This is a genomic window from Hyalangium ruber, from assembly GCF_034259325.1.
Taxonomy (GTDB): domain Bacteria; phylum Myxococcota; class Myxococcia; order Myxococcales; family Myxococcaceae; genus Hyalangium_A; species Hyalangium_A rubrum.
Window position 1 is genome coordinate 143,272 of record NZ_JAXIVS010000005.1, and the last position, 23,351, is coordinate 166,622.

Below are 23,351 nucleotides of genomic sequence, written 5' to 3' on the forward strand. Positions count from 1 at the left end.
TGCCTGGAGAGCAGCCAGACAAGGGCGCTCCAATGCGTTGATGATCCACCTCTACAGTGGCCCTGAAGTCACGCTCCAGCAGATCCCCGACAGGAGGCTCGTCCCCTCGCCGGGTTGTCCACGCGACGTCATTGATGGATTCACTCTGGGCACACGCCGCCATACTGTCGGCCGAGGCCTGCTTGATGGCATGATCGGCCGCCCTGAGGAGGGGTTCCCCATGAAGGCTTTCGTTCCAGTGCTCCTCGGTCTCTGCCTGCTGGGGGCAACGGCCCAGGCCAAACCCGCGAAGCAGCGCAAGCCCACCAGCCGGGACCTCGCCAAGGTGAAGGAGCTGCTCACGGGCCGCGAGTTGGTCCCCAAGAAGACCTTCCAGGTCGCCCTCAAGGGCGCCGGCACCTGCCTCTTCGCGCCGGCCATGGACTACAAGGTGTCGCCCCCGCTCCAGCTCCACCTGATCCAGGGCGGGCAGATCGCCCACACCCTGGCCTCCACCAAGGCGGACAAGGCGTGGCCGGTCCTCCGCTTCGAGAACGTCCAGTTCCAGGACGTGAACGAGGATGGGTTCGAGGACGTGCTGACCCTGACCCGGTACCTGCCCGTGGTCGGGCCTCGCGCGGGCAAGGCCTTCAACCAGGCCGGCGTGTACCTGAGCAAACAGGGCAAGGCCTTCGAGCTCGCGCCTCCGGAGGTCCACGAGACCCTCAACCAGTCGCCTCCGTCGTCCCTGGGCGAGGTGGTGAAGCGACTGAAGAAGGTCGACCGGCAGAAGCTCGCGGTTCCTGTCCAGGTCAGCGCCACCCCCAAACCCTGAGGCCTTCGTCCTCAGGGCTTCGCGAGGGCGCGCTGGATCGCGGCCTCCAGCTCGGGATCCTTGGCGTCCACCGTGCCCAGCCGGCGCCACACGAGGGTGCCGCTCCTGTCGAAGAGGAAGCTCGCTGGGAGCATCTCCACCCGGAACGCCTGGGAGGACTGGTTCTTCGGGTCGTGCCAGAACGCGTACGGCAGCTCGCGCTTGCGGACGAAGTCGCGGATCTCTGCGGGCGTCCGCTGCGCATCCACGCTCACGCCGATGACGCGCAGGCCCGCCTCCGCATGGCGCCGGTGCAGCGCCGCGAGCTCCGGCAGCTCGAAGCGGCAAGGCTCGCACCACGTGGCCCAGAGGTTCACCAGCACGGCGCGCCCCCGCTCGCCCGCCAGCGAGACCTTCGTCCCCTCCAGGTCCACGGCGGCGAACTCCGGCGCGGGCTGCCCGGGAGCGAGCGGCTCCACGAACCCGGCCGGCCCTGACGCGGTCTCGGCCGGCGAGGAGGCGGGAGGGACCTCCGCCACCGGAAGCCTCACGACACGCACGTGGCTGGGTGAACCCACCTCGGTCCACGCCACGAAGAGCGAGTCGCCCAAGCGCTCCATGCGCGGAAAGCCGCTCTGTCGGTCGGACTGGGTCTTCACCACGTGCAGCGCGTCGCCCATACGCCCGTCCGCCGTGGCGCGTCGGACGAAGAGGGAGGCCTGCTCACGCTCCGCGGCCAACCAGCTCACGAGCGCCGCTCCATCCTCGTCGAGCGCCACATCCACGCGGCCGATCGGGACACGCCCTCCGCGCGCTCCATCCACCTCGAGCGGAGCCCCGAAGCTGGCGCCCGCATCCTCCGAGAAAGCGAGGCGCACGCGGGGCCGATCTTCGGCGTACGTGTACCAGGCGACCGCGACCTTGCGCCCGCGCGCCACCACCGAGGGCCCGTTGACCGGGCACCCGGGAACCTTCCAACCGTCGGCATGCACCGGACGCGGCGGGCTCCAGCCCTTGCCCGCGCGGCGGATGACGTAGATGTCCCGCACCTCCTCCACATCTCTGTTCCGGTAGACCACCACCGGCCCCTCGGAGGTCATCGCCGCGGAGGTGCCACAGCAGTCGCACACCCGCCCGTCGAGCCGCTCCCCTGCCCCCAGGCTCTTGCCGAGCACGGCGGTCCGGAGGGTCATCGCTCCCGCGCCGTGGCCCTCATGCCCTTCCGCGCCCGCCGTGTCCCGACCATCGAGCCAGAAGGCGCGCACGCCCGCGCGCTCTTCCAGCAGCGAGACGAAGCCGTGCTCGGTGGGAGTCTTGTCGTCATGCGCGGGCCCATGCCGCCGCCAGCTCTTCCCTCCATCGGTGGAGCGGCCCAGGATGACGTCATACGCGTAGGGACTCTTCCCGGAGCGCTCGGCCCAGTGGGCCACCAGCACACCATTCGCGCCCCGGGCCACCGAGGGGAAATCCGCCCAGTTCGCCACGAGCGCCTCGCCCCGGGTGATGGTGACCGCCTCCTCCCAGGCGCCCGCCTTCCAGCGCGCGAAGCGCAGCCGATGCGAAGGGGGCTTGCCGGCCGGAGACTCCTCCGGCTCGAGCCAGATAAGCAGGAGCTCCTCCGCTCCGGAGGCCACGAGGTTCGGCGCCATGGCCCCGGGCCCCGCGGGCGGATCGAACCGCTGGGCCTCTTGCGGCGCCGCGAGAGCGCCCAGGGTCATCACGAGAACCAGCACACCGGCGGACGGGAGCATGTCCCCGGAGCGTAGCAGCGCGCGTACACCGCGAACACCTGACACGGCCCGCGCTCAGAGGCGGACCGTGTAGTCGCCCAAGTGGACCTGCCGGGTGCGCAGCCAGTAGTCGAAGGTGAAGCCGGGCCAGAGCGTGACGTTGTGGCCCTCGGGGGTCTGGTACCAGCTCCTGCACCCACCCGTCTGCCACACCGTCTCGCGCATCTTCTCCCGCAGCGACTCGGTGAACGCGGCCTGCACGCCAGGCCGCACATCGAGCCAGCGCAGATCCTGCGACCGCAGCGCCTGGATGCACTGGACCGCATAGCGCGCCTGCGCCTCGATCATGAAGATCATCGAGTTGTGGCCGAGCCCGGTGTTCGGCCCCATCAGCAGGAAGAGGTTGGGAAACCCGCTCACGGTGATGCCCAGATAGGTGCTGGGCGTGCCGTTCCAGCTCTCGTTCAGCTCGCGGCCCTCCCGGCCCACGATGCGGATCGGCGACAGGTAGTGCGCCACATCGAAGCCGGTGCCGTACACGATGGCGTCCACCTCGTGCTCGACACCATCCCGCGTGCGCACCCCGCGAGGGCCGATCGACTCGATGCCCTCGGTGACCAGTTCCACGTTGGGGCGATTCAGCGCGGGGTAGTAGTCATCCGACACGAGCACGCGCTTGCACCCCAGGCGATAGCGCGGCGTGAGCCGGGCGCGCAGCGCCACATCGGGAACGCTCGCCTCCAGGTGCCGCCGGGAGACCCACTCGATGAGCCGCGTGAACCAGGTCTTCCGCAGGAAGGCCACCGCGTGCCACTCGAGGTTCCAGTAGAGGGCGGAGCGATAGAGCCGGGCGAGCCCCGGCACGCGCGAGAAGAGCCTGCGCCGCGCCTCGCTGAAGGCCTTGTCGAGCCGGGGGAGGATCCACGGCGGGTTGCGCTGGAAGAGGTAGAGCTTGCGCGCCCGGGCGGCCACCTGGGGCACGAACTGGATCGCGCTCGCGCCCGTGCCAATCACCGCCACGGTCTTGTCCGTGAGATCGTAGTCGTGCCGCCACTGCGCGGAGTGGAACGCCGTGCCCTGGAAGCGCTCACGCCCGGCGATCTCGGGGAACGCGGGCAGGTGCAGCGCGCCATTGCCCAGCACCAGCGCCCGGGCCCGGAACCGCTGCCCGTCCCGCGTGCGCACCGTCCACTTCCCCTGGGCCTCGTCGAACTCCGCCTCGTTCACCTGGGCGTGGAAGCGCAGATGCGGCAACAGCCCGTACTTGCGCGCGCAGTGCTTCAGGTACTCGAGGATCTCGGCCTGCGGCGAGAACGCGTGACTCCAGTGGGGGTTCGGCTCGAACGAGAACGAGTAGAGGTGCGAGGGCACGTCACACGCCGCGCCCGGATAGGTGTTCTCGCGCCAGGTACCGCCCACCTCGCCCCCCTTCTCCAGGAGCACGAAGGACTCGATACCCGCCTGCTTCAGATAGATCGCGCTCGCCAGCCCCGAGATGCCCGCGCCGACGATGACGACGTCCACTTCCTGAGCCATCCGAGGCAGTGTACGCGCCAGGAGGCCCTACCGCAGCGTCCTCCTGGCGCCTTCCCCGCAACCCAGAGAGGGAGGCGTCAGCGCGCCTCCCTCCCCGCTCCAGCGAACGTCCTTACTGAGCGCAGCAGAGCAGCGCGTGCGGATCGCCGGCGGCCGTGCGGCTCACGCCCGCCACGTAGCGACCCACGCCGCACTCACCCTTGAAGCCGCCAGAGTCCCAGTCACCCGACGCCAGCGTCTCCCGGTTGTCCGCGCCAGCGAAGACGACCGACGAGCAGGAGTTGCCGGACACGGTGGCCGGGCAGCACAGCACGTAGCTCAGGTCGTGCGTCTCCGGCAGCTGCGCGAAGGCGGCGACGTACTTGCCCGCGCCGCACTCGGCCTTGAAGTTGCCGTAGGCCCAGTCCGTGGAGGACGAGGGCGACACATCGACCGCCACCGCGTTGCAGCTCGTGTGGAGGTAGCGGCTGGAGTCCAGCGGATCCTTGTAGCAGAGCCCCACGCGCGACCAGTTGTTGGCGGTGGACCGCGACAGGCCCATCATGCGCTCGCCCGGGGCGCACTCGCCCTTGTAGTAGCCATAGGCCCAGTCACCCGCCTGGGTGGTGCGCAGGGTGTCGCCCGACTCGAAGCCCGCGTTGAAGTACTCGCCCGGCACCCAGCACGCCTCGGGGACGGTGCTGCCGGTGCCACCGGCCAGGTTGCGGAACTTGTTCCACAGCGTCGTGCGGACCGGGTACAGGCCGGCTGCCGTGTCCCACTGATCGCGCAGGCCGAAGTGCTCGTTCGCGTCGTCGCGGTAGTTGTTCCAGAGGGCAATGGGCGTCACGGCGCTGTTCACGAACGCATCACCCGCCGCCTGCATGGCCGCGGTCATCTGGTTGGTGTCGCGCACGCAGTTGTTGTTGGTGCAGATGGCCAGCTGGAAGCCGAACTCGGTGGCGAACAGCTTCGAGCCGGTGGTGCCCGTGGCGGTATTGACCCGGGTGGCGATGTTCTTCAGCCCGTTGGTCACGTTGGACTTCCACCCGGCGAAGCACACGGAGCTCCCCGAGTTGATACAGGTGTAGTCCATGTTGGCGTTGTTGTACGGGTGGATGCCGAAGTAGTCGAACGGCCGGTTGCCCGGGTAGTTCTTCAGCGCCAGCGAGTTGAAGAACGGCGTGTAGAACGTCGCCGCGGTGTCCGAGCCGGAACTGGAGATGTACGTGTTGCGCAGACCGCCGCTGACGATGAGCTCCGTGCGCGCGTTGGTGGTCTTCCACTCCCACGTGCGACGCAGCAGCCACGCGAAGGCGTTGGGGCTCACGGGGTAGCGATTCACCCCACTCACACAGCCCTGGTCCTGCACGTTCACCTCGTCGCCGATCTCGAAGCCATCCACCGCGGCGGCGCCCACGAAGACGTTGGTGGTCAGATCGTTCAGGTGGCTCACGAAGCTGGTCGTGAACGTGTCGATCTCCGCCTGCACGGTGTCCGCGCCGCAGTAGCGCGCCGGCACCACCACGAGCACCTTGATGTTCTTGGACTTCGCCTTCTGGACGATGCGCTGGTAGCTCTCCACGTCCACGTCGGAGCGGTCCGCTTCGATGCGGATCCACTTGGCGCCCAGGTTGGAGGCCTCGCAGAAGATCTGCTCGGAGTAGGTGCTCAGCGGCTGCTGCACGTTCGCGTAGATGGGGCCAGCGTTCAGGCCCAGCGTCACGCCCGTGAGCGCCTCCTGCTGCGCGGTGCCCACGACTTCCGCCTCCAGCGTGTCCTCGCTGACAGGCCCACACGCCCCCAGCACACTGGCCACCAGCACCGCGGTCTGCCAGCGATTCCTCATCTTGCTTCCCTCTGTTTTCACTTCGCGCTCCTTGGCTCCACTGGGAGCCGCAAACCCCTGGTTTTACTGGGAGACTGGTGGATCCCGGACAGAGCCATCACAGCGAGCCCATTTTATTGAGCCATGAGAGCCATCACAAGGCAGAAACTGGAATTACCGGAAACTCTATGCATGAGGGGTTGGAGCATGTCTGTATTTGCAATCCCCTTCCCCACCTCTTCAGCGCGGCGCGCGGACCCGGCGGGTCCGAACTGCCTCAGTGCCTCCGAGTGAGGCCAACACGAGCGAGAGCAGCTTCCGCGCCTCGTCCACGGCGCGCCGCCCATGGCGCTGCTCGAAGCGCTGCTGCAGCTCGGCGCGCGCCGCGCGACTCTTCTCGACGGCGGCCAGGCCTCGCTCCGAGAGTTGCACCCGGCGCACGCGCGCGTCGTCCGAGGCCGTCTGCTCCACGAAGCCCCGCTTCTCGAGTTCGGCCACCGTCTTCGAGGCGGCCTGCTGCGTCACCTCGAGCAGCGCCGCCAGTTCGCTGATCGACCTCGCGCCTCCGAGCAGGTGCTGGAAGACGAAGCCGTGTGCGTAGCGCAGGCCCTCGAAGCCCGCGGCGTGGAGCTCTTCGAGCACCAGCTCGTTGACCCGCATCCCCACGAAGAGGGCGAGGTGTCCAAGGTCCAGGGTCTCCAGTGACACAGGCTCGGCGGCTTTGCGACGGGGCATGCTCCAAGGTCTTGCATGCACAACTACGGTTGTGCAACCATTGTTGTGCATCCACACAGGAGACACCCATGCCCTCGACGCATCTGGACACCGCGCTGGCCTACCTTCGGGAGTTGGAGCAGGGAGCGACCGGCGAAGCCCTGGCTCGGTTCTTCCACCCCGAGGTGGCCTATCGGGAGTACCCCAACCGGCTCTTCCCCTCGGGGGTGTCGAGCGACCTGCGGGGAATGCTGGAGGCCTCGGAGCGAGGCCAGAAGGCGGTGGGCGAGCAGCGCTTCACCGTGCGCCACGCGCTGGCCGATGGGGATTCGGTGGCCCTGGAGCTCGACTGGAGCGGCACACTGAAGATCGGGCGCGGGCCGCTGACGGCGGGCACGACGCTGCGCGCCGCGTTCGGCGTGTTCCTCACCTTCCGTGAGGGCCGCATCCACACCCAGCACAACTACGATTGCTACGAGCCGTTCTAGGTATGCTCCGGGGGCCATGAGCTCCCCCTTCGCCGCGCACTTCCCCGCCTTGCGCGCGGGCTTCAGCTACCTCGACAACGCCGCCGGGGCGCAGGTGCCCACGCACGCCATCGAGGCCATCACCCAGTTCCTCTCGCAGGGCAGTTGCAACGTGGGCCAGCCCTACCCGGCCTCGCGGGCGGCCACGGAGATCAAGGCCCAGGCGCGCGCCGCCACCGCTGACTTCCTCCACTGCCAGCCCGAGGAGGTCATGCTGGGCACCAGCGCGACGGCCCTCACGTTCCAGCTGGGGCGCGCCTTCTCGCGCCTGTTCCAGCCGGGGGACGAGGTCGTCATCTCCGAGCTGGAGCACGAATCCAACGCCGGCCCCTGGCGCGCGCTGGAGGCGCAAGGCGTGGCGGTGAAGCTGTGGCGAGCGCGCTGGCCCGAGGGGCGGCTGGAGCCGGCGGACCTGCGTCCCCTGCTCTCCTCGCGCACGCGGCTGGTGGCGGTGACGGCGGCCTCCAACACGGTGGGCTCCACGCCGGACGTGGCGGCCGCGGCGGAGCTGGCGCGCGGCGTGGGGGCGTGGATCATCGTCGATGCGGTGCATTCCAGCCCCCACCACCTGCCGGACGTGAAGGGCTGGGGCGCGGACTTCGCCGTGTTCTCTCCTTATAAGGTCTTCGGTCCCCACATGGGCTGCCTGTACGTGCGCCGGGAGCTGCTGCCCCGGCTGCCGGCGGACAAGCTGTGGTTCGTACCTGACGACAGCCCGCAGAAGTTCGAGCCCGGCACCGCCAACCACGAGTGCCTCGCCGGCTGGCTGGGCACGCTGCGCTACGTGCGCGAGGTGCTGGGGGACGGGCAATCCGGGCGCGCGGGGCTGGAGCAGGCCTTCCGCCGCATCGAGTCCCTGGAGCGCCCGCTGCTGGAGTCCACCCTGGAGCGGCTCCGGGCCCACCCGCGCGTGCGGCTGTACGGTCCGCTGGAGCCCCAGGGCCGGGTGGCCACCTTCTGCTTCACCGTGCCGGGGACTCCGCCGCGCGCGGTGGCCGAGCACCTGGCCCACCAGGGCGTGGGCGTGGCGGCGGGCCACTACTACGCCACCCTGGCCGCCCAGGCGCTGTCGCTCATGCCCGAGGGGGCGGTGCGCGCCTCGCTGCTGCACTACAACACCGCCGAGGATGTGGACCGGCTCTTCGCCGGGCTGGACTCGCTGCCGTAGCGTCAGGGCAGCAACGCGTAGTCGAGCTCCGCGCCATCCGCGCCGGCCATGCGCTTCACCTCGCGCTTGTCCAGGTGCTCGACGAGGCGCGGGAAGAGGTCCAGCAGGTTGTCCGAGCGCACCGTGGACGGCAGCGCGCGCTCCTCGGAGACCAGGGCGCCCACGCTGCCCAGGCGATCCATCGCGCCGTGGCTGCCCGCCGTGCCCACCTCGTTCGCGCTGCCGATGGGCGCCTCGTAGCCCACCGACATGAACGGGTGACGGAACGACACCACCACCTCCGGAGGGAACTGCACGCTGATGGGCTCGAAGGCGGTGCGCGCCCGGAAGAAGAAGTCCGGGTAGGTGCGCTCGGCGCTGAGGGCGAAGAGGGCCTCGTCGCTGAACACGCCATGGCTGGCTCCCGGAGCAAAGGAGACGGGCAGATCGAGCGCGGCCCAGTCCACGTCCGCGGGCAGCCAGTAGGAGTCCGTGGCCAGCTCGTAGCCGAAGCTCGCCACGCGGTTGCCCTCGCGCCAGGCGCTCACCCAGACGAGGCCCTCGGGGTAGCCCGGCCCCGGCGCCTCGCCGCGCGCGAAGACGAGGTCCGCCGCGGGGCACGTGGAGGCCCGCCGCGCCACCTCCGTCACCCACCGGGGACGCGCGTGGATGGCGATATAGGTGACACGGGTGTGGAGAATGGGCACCGCCGCGGGCCCCTCCTCCTTGTCCGCGTCCTCGAAGGACTCCACCGCCTTCACACCCGCCGCCTCGAGCTGATCCCGGAAGTCCACCACGTTCTCGGGCGGCTTGTGGACGCCGTCCATGCCGTGGTCCCCGAAGAGGGTGAACACGAAGGTGCGCTCGGGGTGCTCGCGCCGGAACGCGTTGATGCGCGCGTTCAGCGAGACGAGCGAATCGACCACGTCGTCCTCCGAGCGCAGGTGGCCGACGACGTCCGTCTCGAGCAGGTAGGCGCTGAAGGTGGTCTGGGTCTGGCTGTGCCCGGCGAGCGCCACGAAGAGGTTGTCCAGCCCGCGGTAGTAGCCATAGACGGGGCGGTCATAGCTCCAGAGCGCATCGAGGTAGGCGCTCGCGTGGTAGTCGAACGCCTTGTAGTAGGCGGGCGCCTGCGCGTACGTGGGCACCGTGAAGGGCAGCTCCTCCAGCGGCGGCACGAGGTGTACGAGCAGCCCGCCCACGGACTTGTTGTAGACCTTGTCCTTGATCGGATCGAAGTGGCCGTACTCCAGCCCGGCGAAGCGCTCGGCGTGGAAGATGCGCGACCAGCTCGCGTCGCTGGTGGCGGGGAACATCGGAATGAGCCGCGCCAGGTTCCAGTCGGCGAAGGCGCCCTGCTCTCGCGCCCGTGCCACCGCGCCGTGCGAGAGCCCATCGAGCCCCAGGTACACGTGGACCGTGGGATTGCGCGACGGGTCTCCCCGCGCGGGGATGCTGTTCATCAGCGCGTAGTGCTCCCAGTCGCAGGCAGGCGCGGCGAGCACCCACAGGGCCAGTACGGGCAGCAGGCGCCTCACAGGTATGCCCCCACGGCGATCAGCGGGCTGCCCTGCCGACCGTCCCTGAAGAAGCGATAGAAGTAGCCCAGCTTCGCCTCGAACCAGCTCCGCCTGTAGCGATAGGACACGCCCAAGGCGCTGAAGTCGTGGCTCCACAGCCCCACCTCGCCCAGGTGCGCGGAGACGGAGTGGTGCTGGAGCGCGAGCACCTCCGCCACCATGGTGACTCCGGGCACGAGGCGGTTGCGGTAGGGGCCATCATCGAAGATGCCCGCCACCGTGGCGGTGCCGTGCAGGTAGAACCAGGGGGTGACGGCGTACGAGGCCGTCGCGCCCACCGGCACCACCGTGAGCAGCACGTCCCGGGTGTCGATGTTGGAGACGTAGTTGCTCGAGACGAAGGCCTCGCTCGCTCCCGGCAGGAAGACGAGCAGCTCCGCGTGGGCCGCCACCGAGAGCCGCTCGCTCGAATGCAGCCGCACCTTCCCGTGGACGTTGAGCGTGCGGAAGAGGAAGAACAGCGGGTGTACTCCCACCTGCACCCGATCGAACAGGCCCAGCTCCGCGTTGCTGCTCCCCAGGAACAGGCGCCGGTGGCCCAACACATGGCCCGTGTTCTCCCAGAGGGGATAGAGCGCGGTGAGCGAGGAGGTGGGCAGTTCCTCCTTGGGCGGCGAGGGCTCCTCAGGGACAGGCTCCTGGGCGCGGGCCACGGCTGCGCCCAGGAGAAGGCTGAGGAGAACCAGACGATGGAGAGGGACACGGGCTGGGTACATCACGGCGCCGCATCCAAGCGTGCGCCCCCCTCGAACGCAACCGTCAGAACACGAAGGGGAAGCGAACCGGTCCGCCCTGCTCGCGGTGCTTGGGGAAGGTCCACGCGCGAATCTTCCCCTCGAGGCAGCTCGCGAGGGGCGTGCCCTTGAACCCGGCGCTCTCGGTCACCACCTCCGTCACCTTGCCGCTGGGGGCGATGGTCCACCGCACCACCACGCGCTGTCCCTCCTCCACCTGCGGGGACTTGCCCGCGCTGGCGCACGAGGCGATGTCCCCCTTGTTCGCGAGTACCACGGCGAAGACATCGGACTGAGCGAGCGAGGCGACCGGACCGGCGGGCGTCGGCTCCGGAGGAATCCAGACCGTACGCCCGGACGCGCCCTTGGAGCGGCTCGGGGGCCCGCTGAGCTCACGCTCGAAGTCCTCGTCCAGGCCCAGCTCCTCGTCCACGCTCTCCTCCTCCACGGGAGGCGCCTCGCGGACGACCTCCGCCGGAGCCTCGGGCTCCAGCGCCACCTCCACCTTCGCCAGCTTCCGCAGGGGCGGTGTCTTCACCTCGGGACGCGACGTCACGGCGGCGGGCCGTGGAGCAGGCACGGTCTCCAGCGGCGCCGACACGGGGCTGGGCAGGAGCGGCAGCGAGGCGCTGGTCCCCACGGGCCCTGCGATGCCACCCGCGGCGGTCGCCAGGTCCGGGTTCCAGAAAGTCACCGGGGGAGCCGAGACACCGCCGAAAGCAGCGCCGGTGCCCAGCCCCGAAACGGGCAGCCCGGCGACAGGCTTGGGAGCCTCCACCGCCGGCAGCACCTCCTCGCGGGCCGTCGCCGACACAGGCGCGGTCGCCAACGTCGGGCCCGAGTGGACCGAAGGCCCCCAGCCATTCCGAGGGCCCAGCCCCCACAAGAACAGAGCCACGAGCACACCGCCCACCAGGCCGCCTCCCAGCGCGAGCCACACGGCGCCGCGGATCCGCACCTCCACCGGCGCGGGCGGAATCACGGGGTGGGCCATCAACTCCAGCGCCGAGAGAGCCGCGGGCACCGTCACGGGCTCCGGGTCCAGGAAGGGCGCCAGGCTCGAAGACAGCTCGGGACCGATCGGCGGAGGCGTGGCCTCCCCCAGCTCGCGCAGGGCCTCCGCGCCCTTCAACTCGAAGCCCAGATCCTCGAGGTGCTCACCGGGCACCAGATCGGTCGCCGACACCGCGGCGTCGGGCGGCTTCGGCGCGAGCAGCTCACTGAGCCCCGGCACCCGGCACATCGGCTGCCAGTCCTCGAAGCCTTTCCGCCAACAGAGCGAGTCCGGCCCCAGCTCGCCCTCATCCCAATGCGTGCGCAACGCCGCGAACCCGAGCGGCCCCACGACCTGCTCATCCAGCGCGACGAACCACGCATGCCGCGCGGCCTCCTCTCGCGCCGCCGCGAGCTCGGTCGGGCCTAGCGGGGCGGTGGTGCCGCGCACCAGCCGCTCCGTCATCGCCCCCCACGGCGTACTCGCCACGGGGGCTGGAGGAACCACGAGGTTCTTGTCGGTGCGCAGCTGGCTGATGACCGCGTCGAGCTCCGCCTCCGACATGCCTCCCAGCACCGGGGAGCGCTCCCCCTCGGAAACACTGGAGTCACCTTCCCGCGGGACTACGTGGTTTCCACTGCCGTCCGTCTGCGTGCCGACCATGGGACAACCCCTTTCGTCCAGGCGCACTGACTCTTACGACTCGACGCGTGGGCGGCAACGGAGAGTCCCTACGCGAAGGTGGCCGCTGTCCTCACGTTTCGCGGCTCCACAGCGGAAAAATCCCGCGGGGCGGGAGGTTCTTCCCCCCTTTGTCTCCAGGGGAGCACCTCCGCATCCGTCGTCCCACGAGCGCGCGACGCGCGACGCGCGGATTGGCTACTGTCCCCCTTCGTGGCCGGTCCATCCCCCAAGACATGTGCCGCCTGCGGGCGCCACCTCACCCCGAGCGAGGCGTACTACCGCTTCACCCTCGTCCTTCAGGGAGAGCAGGACGTGCTCGACACCAGGGGGAGCGGAAAGGCGGATGATCTCGCCTCGCTCCTCCGGCAGATGGAAGCCGGGCCAGAGGACCCTCGCGAGTGGGAGGAGCAGGTGCATTGGGAGCGCGCTGGAGTCATCTGCTCCGCGTGCCGCGCCGTGGTGGTGCGCACCCTCGGCTCACCGCCCGATGACAGCGGGCCTCACTGAGGCCCCTCCGCTCACCACTTGACCGGGTTCCCCCCGCCTCCGTCCTTGCGTTCTCCCAGTCGGAGCTGACTCCCTCGAACCTGGTGCCAGGAGTCGAGCTTCTCGTCGCTCGCCTTGCGCGCCCGCTCGAGCTCCGCCGCGACGCGCGCGCGCTCCTCCTCCGTCAGTCCGCCAGAGGGAACGCCCCCGTCAGGACCGTCCTCCGGGTCTCCCCCATCCGGCTCGTCGCCCTCTCCCCCGTCGCCCGGCTCCTCTTCCCCTGAGCCTTCCTCATCGCCCGCATCGGAGCCCGCGTCACGGCCCCCATCCGAGCCTCCATCACTCCCCGCGTCCCCTCCGCCGTCGGCGCCACCGTCCGAGCCTCCATCACTCCCCGCGTCGGCTCCCCCGTCCTCCCCCGCATCCGGAGCGCCACCGTCCACGCCGCCATCCTCACCCGCGTCAGGAACCCCGCCATCGGCGCCAGCATCCGGCGTGTTCGCGCACCGCTCCTCCTCCTGGCTCAACCACTCCAGCCGCTGCTCGAGGAAGCTCCGATTGGTCGCCGCGCGCGCTCCCACGTCTCCCCATGAGCCGCTCCGCGCCTCGGCCTGGGCAAAGCGCTCACGCGAGCGCGTCCACAGCTCCCGCGTGCGCTCCGCGCGGCAGTTCTCCAGGTGGAACTCGGCCTGGCCCCATTGGTAGAGCACCGCGCCATCTCCGAAGAACCCCTCCACGAAGTCGGGGTCCATGACGATGGCCTGCTCCATGAGGCGGTGGGACTCGGCGTAGAGGCCCCGCCGCTCGTGCGCCATGGCCAGGTTGTGGGTGGGCACCCAGGGCCGGACCTGGAACGCGGAGCTCTGCTCGAACGCGGCGCCCGCCGCCTTCCAGTCCTCCTCCTTGAAGCGCTCCCGGCCTTCTTCGTTGAGCCGGTGCGCGGACAGCTCGTCGGACGAGCAGCCCATCCACTGCACCGACAGCAGGAGCGCCGCCACCACGGGCAGCTTCCGCCGGAACACGCGGGACTCGGCGATGAACAGCCCCGCGAACAGCGACACCAGCAGCCAGCTCCAGTCCCTCCGCGAGGGATGGGTCAAGGACACGGCACGCGCGGGAACCGACTCCACCGCCGGGAGCAGATCCTTCACCCAGGACTCGTCGGACCTCAGCGCCTCACCGTCGGTACGCTGGGAGATACGGCTCAGAGTCTCCTCGTTGCGACGGGTGCTGAAGGAGGCCATGACCCGCGGCTTCGCCGTCTCCGCGGCGATATCCTCGGGGTCATAGACCTCCATGGAGATGTCCTCGTCGCCACCGAACACCACCGTATGCACGGGGATCTGGAGGTTCTCGAGCGCGTCGAGCTGAGCGTCGAAAGGCTCGGGCTCGGAGGACACATCCCCGTCGCTGAGGAGGACCACCTGCAGCGGGTGCTCCCGGTGCCGCCAGAGGTGGACCACTGTGCCGAGCGCCTGTCCGAACTCGCTGCCGGTCAACTGGGTCGAGCGGTAGGAGCGCAGGGCCTTGAGCTGCGTCCGCACGGCATGGCGATCCACGGTAATGGGAGAATGAACGGAGGCATTGCCGGCGAAGCTCAGCAGCGCGAAGCGGGAGTCCGGGAGCGCGTCCATGAGTTCCGCGCCGAAGGCCTTGGCCGCCTCCAACCGGTTGTCGTGCTTCTTTCCCGTCACCGGGTCCGGGGGGACATCCGGCGCGAGCATGCTCAAGGAGACATCGACGATCAGGACGATGTCCCGCGACTCGCGCTTCACCGGCCCCAGGCTCTCGGTGTACGGCCCGGTCGCGGCGGCGATGAGCAGAGCGCCCATCGCCCACAGCCACAGGAAGTGCCAGCGCGGGCGGATGCGCGCGTACACGGTGATGCGGGCAAATGCCTTCTCGGCCATCCGCGCCCGGAGCCACTCCAGCGCCTCCCGCTGCTGACCGAACACCGCGACCACCAGCAGCGTCCAGGGGAGCGCGAGGACGAAGGCCCATGCATGCTCGAAGCCGATCATCGCAGGGGCCTCCGCAGCAACACGCCATCCAGCGTGAACCACAGGGCCAGGAGCGCCGCGAGCACGAACGCGACCTCCGCGCGGCGTGAGCGCTCGACGACGACGTCCTGGGCCTGGAGGGGCTTGTGCTCCAGGCGGGAGATCTGCTCGAAGATGCGGGTGAGCACCTCCGAGCTGTCGGCGCGGTAGTAGGAGCCCTCGGCCTGAGCGGCGATCTGCCGAAGCTGGGCATCGTCCAGCTTGGATTCGAGCTGCTTGCCCCTGTCACCGCTGAGGGGCACGCCGTTCGCCCAGACCTTGACCGGGACCTCCTGGCCGATGCCGATCACATAGAGGCGCACGCCCTGCTCTTTGAGGTGACGGGCGGCCAGCTGCGGCTCGATACCCTGGTTGCTCTCTCCGTCCGTCACCAACACGATCACCTGATCCCGACCCTGGACACGGAGCCGAAGCAGCTCGTCGGTGGCCAGCAGCAGGGCATCCCCGGCGGCGGTGCCTCCGGCGCGATAGTGATTGATGGACTCGAACGAGAGCGCGTCGATGAGATCGATCACCGCCACGGTGTCGGTGGTGAGCGGCGCCTGCGTCATGCTCACGCCCGCGAAGGCATAGACGCCGACGCGCGCCCCGGCGCTGCGGCGGACCAGCTCGGATGAAAGCTCCTTGAGCACCTCCAGGCGGTTGGGCGGAAAGTCCGCCGCCTGCATGGTGGCGGAGATGTCCAGCACCAGCGCGAGATCAATCCCCTCCTCCTCGAAGAGCTCCACCTCGTGGGTCTCCATGGGCTCGGCGAGGGCCACGACCACCATGCCGAGGATGGCCCCCTCGAGCGCGAGCAACACCCGCCCTCCCGCGATCGTGCGCGAGGACACCTCTCGGAGCTGGAGCGGCGGGAAGACCACCGCCTCGCGCATCAACTGCCGCCTTCGCCACACGAGCCATACCGGCACGGCGGCCAACAGGACCAGGAGCCAGGGCAGCTTCCAGGCGATCACGGGAGCCTCCCGCGGAGCGCGTGCCGTTGCCCGGCGCCGAAGAGACTCCGGGCCTCCCGGCACAACCTGCGGAACAGCTCTCGGGTGGGCTCCTCCCTGCCGTACTGCGCGTCCCTCAGCTCCGTGGCGAACCGGCCGATGCGCGGATCCTGGAAGGCCTTGTCCATCTCCACGGCGGTGAGCGCCTCGATCTCCTGGCCGACCTGCTTCTCCAGGTGGGTACGGACCGCCGAGGACAGCTCGTGACACCCGTCCCGATACTTGCCGTTGTCGAGGAAGAGCCCCTCGAGCGAAAGGAGCTTCGAGGCGAAGTCCGTGGCCTGCATCAGGGGCCGGACAGCGGGAGCAGACGCCGGCACCGGCGCGGCCTGCACGGGAACGGGACGCTGCTTGCGCAGCCAGCGGGAGATCGCCCACGCCAGCAGGGCCGCGAGGATGAGCTGCCACCAGGCGATGGGCGGCCCCAGCGAGAAGATCGGCAGCGGCTCGATCAGCGGCTCTGGCAGGGGGACTATCGGATCCATTGCTGCTTCCGGTGGAAGAAGTCCGACAAGGCGCGGCCGACGGGGGCAGTGGTCGACACGGAGAACGCCGTCAGCCCGTAGCGAGCGGCCGTCGCGGAGAGGAACTGCTGCATCTGCTCCAGCGAGCCCGAGCTGTCCAGCCCGGTGGAGCGGGCCTGGGCAGACCCCTCCGGCGCCGCCGCCAGCAGCCGCACCGGCCCAGTGCCCGCGTACTCGAAGGGATCGTACACGTGCGCCAGCGAGACATCATGCCGCTGGCCGACGAAGCGCAGGTCATCCGGCACGTCGTGGTCGATGAAGTCGGAGACGAGGAACACCACGAAGCGCCGCCCCTTGAGCGCCTGGATGGCGTGGATGGCGGCGCGCGGATCGGACGCCTGCGTGCGAGGCGGTGTCACCTCGTGCTGGTCCGCCAGCGCCCGCAGGAACGTGTAGAGCTGGCGCCGGCCCCCGAGCGGACGGGCGAAGTCCACCACCCTCTCGTGGAAGGTGAGGAAGCCCAGGCGGTCCCCAGCGTCGATGGCGGACAACCCGATCGTGGCGGCCAGCTCGATCGCCGTCTCCAGCTTGCTGCGCTCCTGCCAGCCGGTGTGCATCGAGGCGCTCACATCGACGGCGACGATGACCTCGCGCTCGCGCTCCTCCAGGTAGGTGCGCACGAAGGGCTCGTCGAGCCGCGCCGTCATGTTCCAGTCGATGTGGCGCTCGGGATCGCCGTGGACGTAGTGGCGCGCTTCGTTGAACTCCATGCCCGACCCGCGCACCGTGGTGAGGTAGTTGCCGGTGTACAGGGAGGACACGTTGCGCCGGGCGACGATCTCCAGGGCCCGCACCTGGGCCAGCAGTCCGCTCTCACTCACCGCGGGCCTCACTTCACCGGGACGATGGCGAGGATGTCCTTCACGATCTGATCGGCGGTCACCCCTTCCGCCTCGGCGTGGTAGGTGAGCAGCACCCGGTGCCGCAGCACGTCCGGCGCCACGAGCTTCACGTCCTCGGGCAGCACCGCGCCGCGGCCTTCGAGCACCGCCAGGGCACGCGCCACCTGCACCAGCGCGATGGACGCACGCGGCGAGGCCCCCAGCGAGATATGCGTCTTGTGGCGCGCCAGCTCATGGCGCGCGGGGTCTCGCGTCGCCTGCACCAGGTTCGTGGCGTACGAGATGAGCTTGTCGTCCACGTACACGCGGCGCACCTCCGCCTGGAGCTCGAGGAGCTCGCGCGCCTCGATCACCGGCCGGATCGACGGCACGTCCGTCTCGTCCATCACCATGCGGACGATGCGCCGCTCCTCCTCGACCGAGGGGTGCCGGATGACGAGCTTCATCAGGAAGCGGTCCACCTGGGCCTCGGGCAGCGGGTAGGTGCCCTGCTGCTCGATGGGGTTCTGGGTGGCGAACACCAGGAACGGCTGCGGCAGCGGGTGCGTCTCGTCACCCAGCGTCACCTGCCGCTCCTGCATCGCCTCCAGGAGCGCCGACTGCACCTTGGGCGCCGCGCGGTTGATCTCATCGGCGAGGACGATCTGCGCGAACACCGGCCCCTTGCGGACCTCGAACTCGCTGGTGTCCCGGCGGTAGATGCGCGTGCCGACGATGTCCGCGGGCAGCAAGTCCGGAGTGAACTGGATGCGCTTGAAGCTCGCGTGACAGGCGCTGGCCAGCAGGCGCACCGCGCGCGTCTTCGCCAGCCCCGGCACCCCTTCCAGCAACACGTGGCCGTTGGCCAGCAGCGCCAGCAACAACCCCCGCGCCAGATCCTCCTGCCCCACCAGACCGACCCTGATCGCCCGGAGGAGCTCCTCCGCACTGCGCTGCGCCCGGCTCATGCTGTGTCCACCCTCCCGGCGCTGACTCTAACCCAACGCTGCAACCCTCGGTAAATCCACGAGAATCCGCTGTGCTCGACCTCCACATTGGGGGCGAAAGTGGGGACAGGTGGGACTTTCGCGGCAACTTTGGGAAGCCCGCTCCGAGAATCCATTTCGAAAAGAATGTGAGCCCTTCGCGGGCTGGAGCCTCCCCCATGCGCGTTCAGAACAATGCGGCCGTCGCCCGTACCCAGGAGACGTCGAGCCAGCCCAACGTCCCGGCGCCGTACAACCAGTTCACCGACGCGATCATGCAGGCGGCGCAGAAGTACAACCTGCCCCCCGAGGTGCTCTTCGGCATCCTGAAGCAGGAGTCCGGCGGCCGGGTGGACATCACCGGCTACGACGGGCACGGCCAGGGCCCGTGGCAGATCGACGACCGGTACCACAAGGACTTCCTGGCCACGAGCAACAATGGGCGCGACGTGGCGAAGTCCACGGACTACGCGGCGCGGCTGCTGCGGCAGAACATCGACGCGCTGGGCGGGGACCTGCGCGCGGGCGTGGCCGCGTACAACGCGGGCGTGGGCGGGGTGCAGCGGGCGCAGCGCAACGGCCAGTCGCCGGACGCGGCCACCACGGGCGGCAACTACTCGGCCACCATCATGGCCAACGCCGAGGAGTTCAAGCGCTACCTGGGCAACGCCGCGGGCGCTCCGGGCACGACGCCCTCCTCTTCCACGCCGAGCAGCACGCCGGGCAGCACGCCCTCCACCCCGTCCTCGCAGCCGAGCACCGCGCCGACCACCACGGCGGCGGGCGACTACTCGATCAAGTCGGGTGACACGTTGTGGGGCATCGCCAGCCAGCTCAAGGGCCAGGGCATGCAGGGCAACGTGCAGGACATCATCAAGCAGATCCAGCAGCTCAACCCGAAGATCACCGACCCCAACCTGATCATGGCGGGGGACACGCTGAAGCTGCCGGGCGCCACCACGCCCAACGGTGACAGCTTCGATCCTGGCACTTCGCCCTCCAGCACCCGGCCGAACATCAACCCGGGCTCCAACCCCAGCTCGAACACCCCGGTCAACGGCACGGCGCCGACCACGGGCGTGAACAACAACGGCACGTCGGCCGCGGGCGAGGTGCCCTTCATCAGCCAGTACAGCCCCGCGGGCAACGATGGCAGCTACACCAACGGCAGCGCCAACTGCGGCCCCACCTCGATGGCGATGATCGCCCGCTCGTTCGGCTACGGCCAGGGCATGACGGACGCGCAGCTCATCAACCACCTGGGCCGCGCGGGCGGCACCACGGGCGACGGCACCAACGTCAACGGCATCCTCGCCATGGCGCAGGCCATGGGCAAGCAGGGTGAGATGAAGGGCCCGGGCGCCGACGTGAACTGGATCGCCGAGCAGCTCAAGTCGGGCAAGATGGTGGTGGCCAACCTGGACTACTACGCCACCGCTGGGCACCAGAACGACGGCAAGACCAGCGGCCACTACGTGACGGTGGCGGGCATGGACGCGAACGGCAACTTCATCATCCGCGACCCGGCCGACCAGAACGTGAAGACGCTCACGCCGCAGCAGCTCCAGTACGCCATCAGCCAGAACCCGAACGGTGGCTACCAGTTCGCCATCGGCTAAGCTGACGCTCCACCATGCCCACCATCGCGCCCCTGCCGGTCAAGACGGTCTGCCTGTCCTGCAAGAAGCCCGAGAGCCCGCAGCTCCCGGGCAGCACGTACGAGGGTAAGGGCCAGAATGGGATGCAGGTGAAGTTCTGGCTGTGCAATCCGTGCGCGATCCCGCTGGGGCCTGGTGGCCAGGGTCCCATCAACATGCCGGACATCAAGGCCTGAGCCCGCCGCCCCCGCCGGAGGCGAAGCGCGACGACGAGCTGGAGGAGTTCGACCTCCCGTTCTTCCAGCGCCTGGCCCTGCAGCTCCAGGTGCTGGTCTTCAGCATCGTCATCCGCCTCACCGATCTGCTGCTGCTGCTGTGGCGCCCCCGACTGCTGCGCCCCTATCTGGCCATCTGGTGGGCGGAAGTCCGGCACACGCCCTACCGCGCCCGGCGCAGCTTCGAGGTGATCCGGGCGCTGAAGACCACCGGCCAGCGCTTCCGCGAGCTCATCTACGGCGAGACGCCGCTGATGACGGCCCTCTATGTCTTCAAGCGGGCGGGAGTGGGCCCTGGGAGCCGGCTGGTGGATCTCGGCGCGGGACGCGGCCGGGTGCTCATCGCGGCCCGGTGGCTGGGGGCCGAGACTCGCGGCGTGGAGTTGATCGCGGATCACGTGACGCGCGTGGAGGCGCCACTGCGAGCCGTGGGCATCACCCTGACCGTGGGCGACATGCTCCAGACGGAACTCGGGGACGCGACCCACGTCTTCACCAACTGGCTGGCGCTGAGCCCCGAGACGAAGGCCCGGCTGATCGAGCGCCTTCGCACCTGCGGGCCCGGCACGCGCATCGTCACGGTGACCCGGCCCATCGAGGCCGAGGGCTTCGTCCGCCGCTCCCGCCACCTGATGCTCTTCACCTGGGGCATCGAGACGGTGTGGGTCCACGAGTATCAGCCCGCCTCGCCCTGACGCCCGCTGACCGACCCACCAGGCAAGGGCTGGCTGGGGCGCTCGTCGCAAGGAGGAGAGTCCCTGGCCATCTAGGACTCAACCATGGAGCTCGGCACCCGGCGCATGCTTGGAGAGATCCTCCTGGAGATGGGAGCGCTCGACCGCGCCCAGCTCCGGCTGGGACTGGTACACCACCACGAAGCCCGGGTTCCCCTGGGCCGAGCGCTCGTCCGGGAGGGCATCTGCACCGAGGCGGAGGTGCTCCAGGCCCTCTCGACCCAGCTCGGCGTCGCCTTCGTCGATCTCGAACGCGAGCCGCTGGACCGCAAGCTCGCCCGGCTCGTCCCGCGCCGGATCGCCCGCCAGTACCGGGTCATCCCGCTCCGAATCGAACAGAAGGACCGGGAGATCCTCCACGTCGCCCTGCCCGCCCCGGCCTCGATCGAGGCGCTGGACGCGGTGCGCGCGGTCTCCGGGAAGCCTCGGGTCGAGCCCCACCTCGCCGCGGATCCATCCCTGACCCGTGCGCTCGCCTCGCTGTACGGCATCAGCGACACGGAGGAAGAGGCCTCCAGTCCCGAGCCCGCCCCTGCCCCGGAAGCGCCGCTGCTGCTCTATGGGTGGCCGCCCGTCACCTCCGTGCTGATCACCCGGCTGCTCGCGCGCCACGGCTACACGACGAAGGTGGCCACCCCACTGGAGGTGCTCCACACCGGCGCCTCCGACATCGTGCTCGCCCCCATGCAGGCCATGGAGGGGCTGCTGATGGGAGAGGCCCGCCTGGCCGGGGCGCTGATCGTCCACGGTGCCTCGGAGGACGAGGGCTTCGAGCGAGCCCAGAAGCTCGGGGCGCGAGGGTTCCTCGCCAACCCGCTCGACGAGGAGCTACTGCTGCGCGCCATCCGCCGCCTGCGCCCGCAAGCCCCCAGCCGGCTGCGGACTCCCGTGGGCCTTTCTGCTGGGGATCACGAGGGCGCGCAGGGGTAGCAGGAGCTGCCCCAGGTAGCCGCGAGGGAACGACTCGGGGAGCCCCAGCGCCCACCGCTCCTCGCCCGTCGGCCGGTGGTAGGTGCCGAAGATCCAGTCCATATAAGGAGCGAGGTTGGCGAAGTTGTGCCGGGTCTGCTCGACGCGCGCGTGGTGCCAGTGGTGCAGCTCGGGCGCGCCGAGGAGGAAGCCCAGCGGCCCCAGGGGAATGCGCACGTTGGAGTGGATGAAGATGGCCCACATGCCCCGGAACGCCGCCACCATGGCCAGTGGCCCCAGGGGGATGCCCAGCACGAACGCGGGGAGGTTGCACACGAACTGGGTGGTGAGGCCATCCAGCGGGTGCTCGCGGTGCGCGGCCACCCAGTCCAGGTGCTCCACCGAGTGGTGGACGGCGTGGAAGCGCCAGAGCCAGCCCACCTGATGGCAGAGGCGGTGCCACCAGTACACGCAGAGATCGCACAGCACCGTCGCCTCGATGACTTGCAGCCACGTGGGCTGCTGGGCCACCACCGCTCGCAAGCCCGCCAGGGCCTCCGGGTGCAGGAAGGGCCGAGCGGCCATGATGGCGATGACCGAGAGCGGCCCCCACACGAAGTACTGGCCGAGGAAGAAGGAGAAGTCCACGCCCCACTCCGGGCGCAGCAGGCGCTGGCCGACACGCGCGGCGAACGCTCGCTCCAAGGGCCAGAACGCGACGCCCAGCACCACGAAGGCGAGCGCCGCGTCGGTGAGGAGCTGCTGGAACGTCATCGCCCCTGTTCCTCGGGGGACGCCTTCGCCTCCACGGGCGCGGGGGTTCCCGCGTCGGTCCCCGCATCCGCGGCGAGCGCTTCCCGGGCCTGGAACTGCGCCAGCGTCCTCGTCTTCTTCGAGTCCTCAATGCCCGCGAGCGCATCCGGAGACGCCCCGAACAGCTTCCGGACCTTCGTGCCCGGCATCAACGTCGAGCCCGCCGTCAGCACGACGATGAGGAGGATGCACACCCCGCCAACGACGGCGATTACCCGGAGGACGCCCATTCCCAAGTTCCTGGCCATTGCGGCGAGTCTCGCACGCTCCTCCCCTTGGTCATCAAGCCCCCGAGCCATCCCGCCTCGGCTGGTCGGATGGCGCGCGACCCATCGTATGGGTGTGCCGCTTGTGCCGTCTCCCACCCGTGCCGACCGTTGGAGCGAACCCTCACGTTGGAAAGGAGCCGGGTCTCATGGACGCGCTCGCCTTGCTGAAGCAGCAGCACCAGGAAGTGGATGTGCTGTTCGAACGCATTCGCCAGTGTGGCGAGGAGGAGAAGATCCTGCTCCTGGGTAAAATCTCGGAGAAGCTGACCATCCACGCGCAGATCGAGGAGCGGCACTTCTATCCCTTCGCCCGCCGCATGGGCATCCAGGACATGGTGGACCACTCGCTGCAGGAGCATGCCCAGGTCAAGCAGCTCATCGCGGAGATCCTCCAGCTCAAGCGCCACGATCCGCGCATCGAGCAGAACGTCCAGAAGCTCCAGAGCTCGGTGCAGGAGCACGTGAAGGAGGAGGAGAACACGCTCTTCCCGCGCGTCTCGAGCGTGGCCTCCACGGAGGACTTGATGTCGGTGGGAATGGAGATGCAGCGCACGATGGAGGAGCTGTCCCAGCAGGAACTGCTCAAGATGGCGGAGAACCAGGGCAGCACCGTGGCCCCCTAGCGTGCGCCGCCG

General features: G+C 69.5%; 23 protein-coding genes. 9 read left to right on the plus strand and 14 right to left on the minus strand.

All coding sequences use genetic code 11. The features are described from left to right. Nucleotides 1-220: 220 nt before the first annotated feature. A complete protein-coding gene (locus SYV04_RS16200; RefSeq protein WP_321546687.1) occupies nucleotides 221-814 on the plus strand; it encodes a hypothetical protein in 594 nt (197 codons plus the stop codon). A gap of 11 nt (nucleotides 815-825) precedes the next feature. On the opposite strand, the gene SYV04_RS16205 is transcribed toward SYV04_RS16200, so the two are convergent. The 4 genes from SYV04_RS16205 to SYV04_RS16220 form a co-directional block, all read right to left on the minus strand. After that, nucleotides 826-2,544, minus strand: coding sequence for a redoxin domain-containing protein (locus SYV04_RS16205; RefSeq protein WP_321546688.1), 1,719 nt, complete (start codon nucleotides 2,542-2,544; stop codon nucleotides 826-828). Between the two features lie 54 nt (nucleotides 2,545-2,598). Then, complete coding sequence (locus SYV04_RS16210; protein WP_321546689.1) at nucleotides 2,599-4,059, minus strand: flavin-containing monooxygenase; 1,461 nt, start codon at nucleotides 4,057-4,059, stop codon at nucleotides 2,599-2,601. A 112-nt stretch (nucleotides 4,060-4,171) separates the two neighbouring features. Next, the gene (locus SYV04_RS16215) at nucleotides 4,172-5,887 is read right to left on the minus strand and encodes a hypothetical protein (protein ID WP_321546690.1); all 1,716 of its coding nucleotides are present in this window, start codon (nucleotides 5,885-5,887) and stop codon (nucleotides 4,172-4,174) included. A gap of 219 nt (nucleotides 5,888-6,106) precedes the next feature. Next, nucleotides 6,107-6,601: a MarR family winged helix-turn-helix transcriptional regulator gene (locus SYV04_RS16220; protein ID WP_321546691.1), complete on the minus strand. Its 495-nt coding sequence runs from the start codon at nucleotides 6,599-6,601 to the stop codon at nucleotides 6,107-6,109. Between the two features lie 68 nt (nucleotides 6,602-6,669). Between SYV04_RS16220 and SYV04_RS16225 the strand changes: the two genes are divergently transcribed. Together SYV04_RS16225 and SYV04_RS16230 are read left to right on the plus strand one after the other, a co-directional pair. Then, on the plus strand, nucleotides 6,670-7,068 hold the full coding sequence (locus SYV04_RS16225; RefSeq protein WP_321546692.1) for a nuclear transport factor 2 family protein: 399 nt from the start codon (nucleotides 6,670-6,672) through the stop codon (nucleotides 7,066-7,068). Between the two features lie 16 nt (nucleotides 7,069-7,084). Then, nucleotides 7,085-8,275: a cysteine desulfurase-like protein gene (locus SYV04_RS16230; protein ID WP_321546693.1), complete on the plus strand. Its 1,191-nt coding sequence runs from the start codon at nucleotides 7,085-7,087 to the stop codon at nucleotides 8,273-8,275. A 2-nt stretch (nucleotides 8,276-8,277) separates the two neighbouring features. On the opposite strand, the gene SYV04_RS16235 is transcribed toward SYV04_RS16230, so the two are convergent. From SYV04_RS16235 to SYV04_RS16245, 3 genes are all read right to left on the minus strand, one after another. Further along, nucleotides 8,278-9,792: a hypothetical protein gene (locus SYV04_RS16235; protein WP_321546694.1), complete on the minus strand. Its 1,515-nt coding sequence runs from the start codon at nucleotides 9,790-9,792 to the stop codon at nucleotides 8,278-8,280. Then, the gene (locus tag SYV04_RS16240) at nucleotides 9,789-10,487 is read right to left on the minus strand and encodes a hypothetical protein (protein WP_321546695.1); all 699 of its coding nucleotides are present in this window, start codon (nucleotides 10,485-10,487) and stop codon (nucleotides 9,789-9,791) included. The genes SYV04_RS16235 and SYV04_RS16240 overlap by 4 nt, the downstream gene beginning before the upstream one ends. A gap of 106 nt (nucleotides 10,488-10,593) precedes the next feature. Further along, complete coding sequence (locus tag SYV04_RS16245) at nucleotides 10,594-12,126, minus strand: AgmX/PglI C-terminal domain-containing protein (protein WP_321546696.1); 1,533 nt, start codon at nucleotides 12,124-12,126, stop codon at nucleotides 10,594-10,596. Between the two features lie 330 nt (nucleotides 12,127-12,456). Here SYV04_RS16245 and SYV04_RS16250 point away from each other — a divergent pair, with 330 nt between their 5' ends. Then, a complete protein-coding gene (locus SYV04_RS16250) occupies nucleotides 12,457-12,753 on the plus strand; it encodes a hypothetical protein (RefSeq protein WP_321546697.1) in 297 nt (98 codons plus the stop codon). 11 nt (nucleotides 12,754-12,764) lie between these two features. Here SYV04_RS16250 and SYV04_RS16255 read toward each other — a convergent pair whose 3' ends face one another. The 5 genes from SYV04_RS16255 to SYV04_RS16275 are packed head-to-tail and all read right to left on the minus strand — an operon-like array spanning nucleotide 12,765 to nucleotide 18,100. Next, complete coding sequence (locus SYV04_RS16255; protein WP_321546698.1) at nucleotides 12,765-14,753, minus strand: VWA domain-containing protein; 1,989 nt, start codon at nucleotides 14,751-14,753, stop codon at nucleotides 12,765-12,767. After that, nucleotides 14,750-15,748: a vWA domain-containing protein gene (locus SYV04_RS16260; RefSeq protein ID WP_321546699.1), complete on the minus strand. Its 999-nt coding sequence runs from the start codon at nucleotides 15,746-15,748 to the stop codon at nucleotides 14,750-14,752. The genes SYV04_RS16255 and SYV04_RS16260 overlap by 4 nt, the downstream gene beginning before the upstream one ends. Continuing rightward, on the minus strand, nucleotides 15,745-16,272 hold the full coding sequence (locus SYV04_RS16265) for a hypothetical protein (protein ID WP_321546700.1): 528 nt from the start codon (nucleotides 16,270-16,272) through the stop codon (nucleotides 15,745-15,747). The genes SYV04_RS16260 and SYV04_RS16265 overlap by 4 nt, the downstream gene beginning before the upstream one ends. Continuing rightward, the gene (locus SYV04_RS16270; protein ID WP_321546701.1) at nucleotides 16,260-17,132 is read right to left on the minus strand and encodes a DUF58 domain-containing protein; all 873 of its coding nucleotides are present in this window, start codon (nucleotides 17,130-17,132) and stop codon (nucleotides 16,260-16,262) included. The genes SYV04_RS16265 and SYV04_RS16270 overlap by 13 nt, the downstream gene beginning before the upstream one ends. A gap of 8 nt (nucleotides 17,133-17,140) precedes the next feature. Further along, complete coding sequence (locus SYV04_RS16275) at nucleotides 17,141-18,100, minus strand: AAA family ATPase (RefSeq protein ID WP_321546702.1); 960 nt, start codon at nucleotides 18,098-18,100, stop codon at nucleotides 17,141-17,143. A gap of 197 nt (nucleotides 18,101-18,297) precedes the next feature. Here SYV04_RS16275 and SYV04_RS16280 point away from each other — a divergent pair, with 197 nt between their 5' ends. From SYV04_RS16280 to SYV04_RS16295, 4 genes are all read left to right on the plus strand, one after another. Beyond that, on the plus strand, nucleotides 18,298-19,737 hold the full coding sequence (locus SYV04_RS16280; RefSeq protein ID WP_321546703.1) for a C39 family peptidase: 1,440 nt from the start codon (nucleotides 18,298-18,300) through the stop codon (nucleotides 19,735-19,737). 14 nt (nucleotides 19,738-19,751) lie between these two features. Next, complete coding sequence (locus SYV04_RS16285) at nucleotides 19,752-19,952, plus strand: hypothetical protein (RefSeq protein ID WP_321546704.1); 201 nt, start codon at nucleotides 19,752-19,754, stop codon at nucleotides 19,950-19,952. Further along, nucleotides 19,889-20,686 (plus strand): class I SAM-dependent methyltransferase, encoded by a 798-nt coding sequence (locus tag SYV04_RS16290; protein ID WP_321546705.1) that lies wholly within the window; start codon nucleotides 19,889-19,891, stop codon nucleotides 20,684-20,686. Before SYV04_RS16285 ends, SYV04_RS16290 begins: the two co-directional genes overlap by 64 nt. 84 nt (nucleotides 20,687-20,770) lie before the next feature. Next, the gene (locus tag SYV04_RS16295; RefSeq protein WP_321546706.1) at nucleotides 20,771-21,655 is read left to right on the plus strand and encodes a GspE/PulE/PilB domain-containing protein; all 885 of its coding nucleotides are present in this window, start codon (nucleotides 20,771-20,773) and stop codon (nucleotides 21,653-21,655) included. On the opposite strand, the gene SYV04_RS16300 is transcribed toward SYV04_RS16295, so the two are convergent. Then, complete coding sequence (locus SYV04_RS16300) at nucleotides 21,554-22,408, minus strand: sterol desaturase family protein (RefSeq protein ID WP_321546707.1); 855 nt, start codon at nucleotides 22,406-22,408, stop codon at nucleotides 21,554-21,556. The genes SYV04_RS16295 and SYV04_RS16300 overlap by 102 nt on opposite strands. After that, the gene (locus tag SYV04_RS16305) at nucleotides 22,405-22,677 is read right to left on the minus strand and encodes a hypothetical protein (RefSeq protein WP_321546708.1); all 273 of its coding nucleotides are present in this window, start codon (nucleotides 22,675-22,677) and stop codon (nucleotides 22,405-22,407) included. The genes SYV04_RS16300 and SYV04_RS16305 overlap by 4 nt, the downstream gene beginning before the upstream one ends. A 185-nt stretch (nucleotides 22,678-22,862) precedes the next feature. Between SYV04_RS16305 and SYV04_RS16310 the strand changes: the two genes are divergently transcribed. Next, on the plus strand, nucleotides 22,863-23,339 hold the full coding sequence (locus SYV04_RS16310; RefSeq protein ID WP_321546709.1) for a hemerythrin domain-containing protein: 477 nt from the start codon (nucleotides 22,863-22,865) through the stop codon (nucleotides 23,337-23,339). The last annotated feature ends 12 nt before the right edge of the window (nucleotides 23,340-23,351 follow it).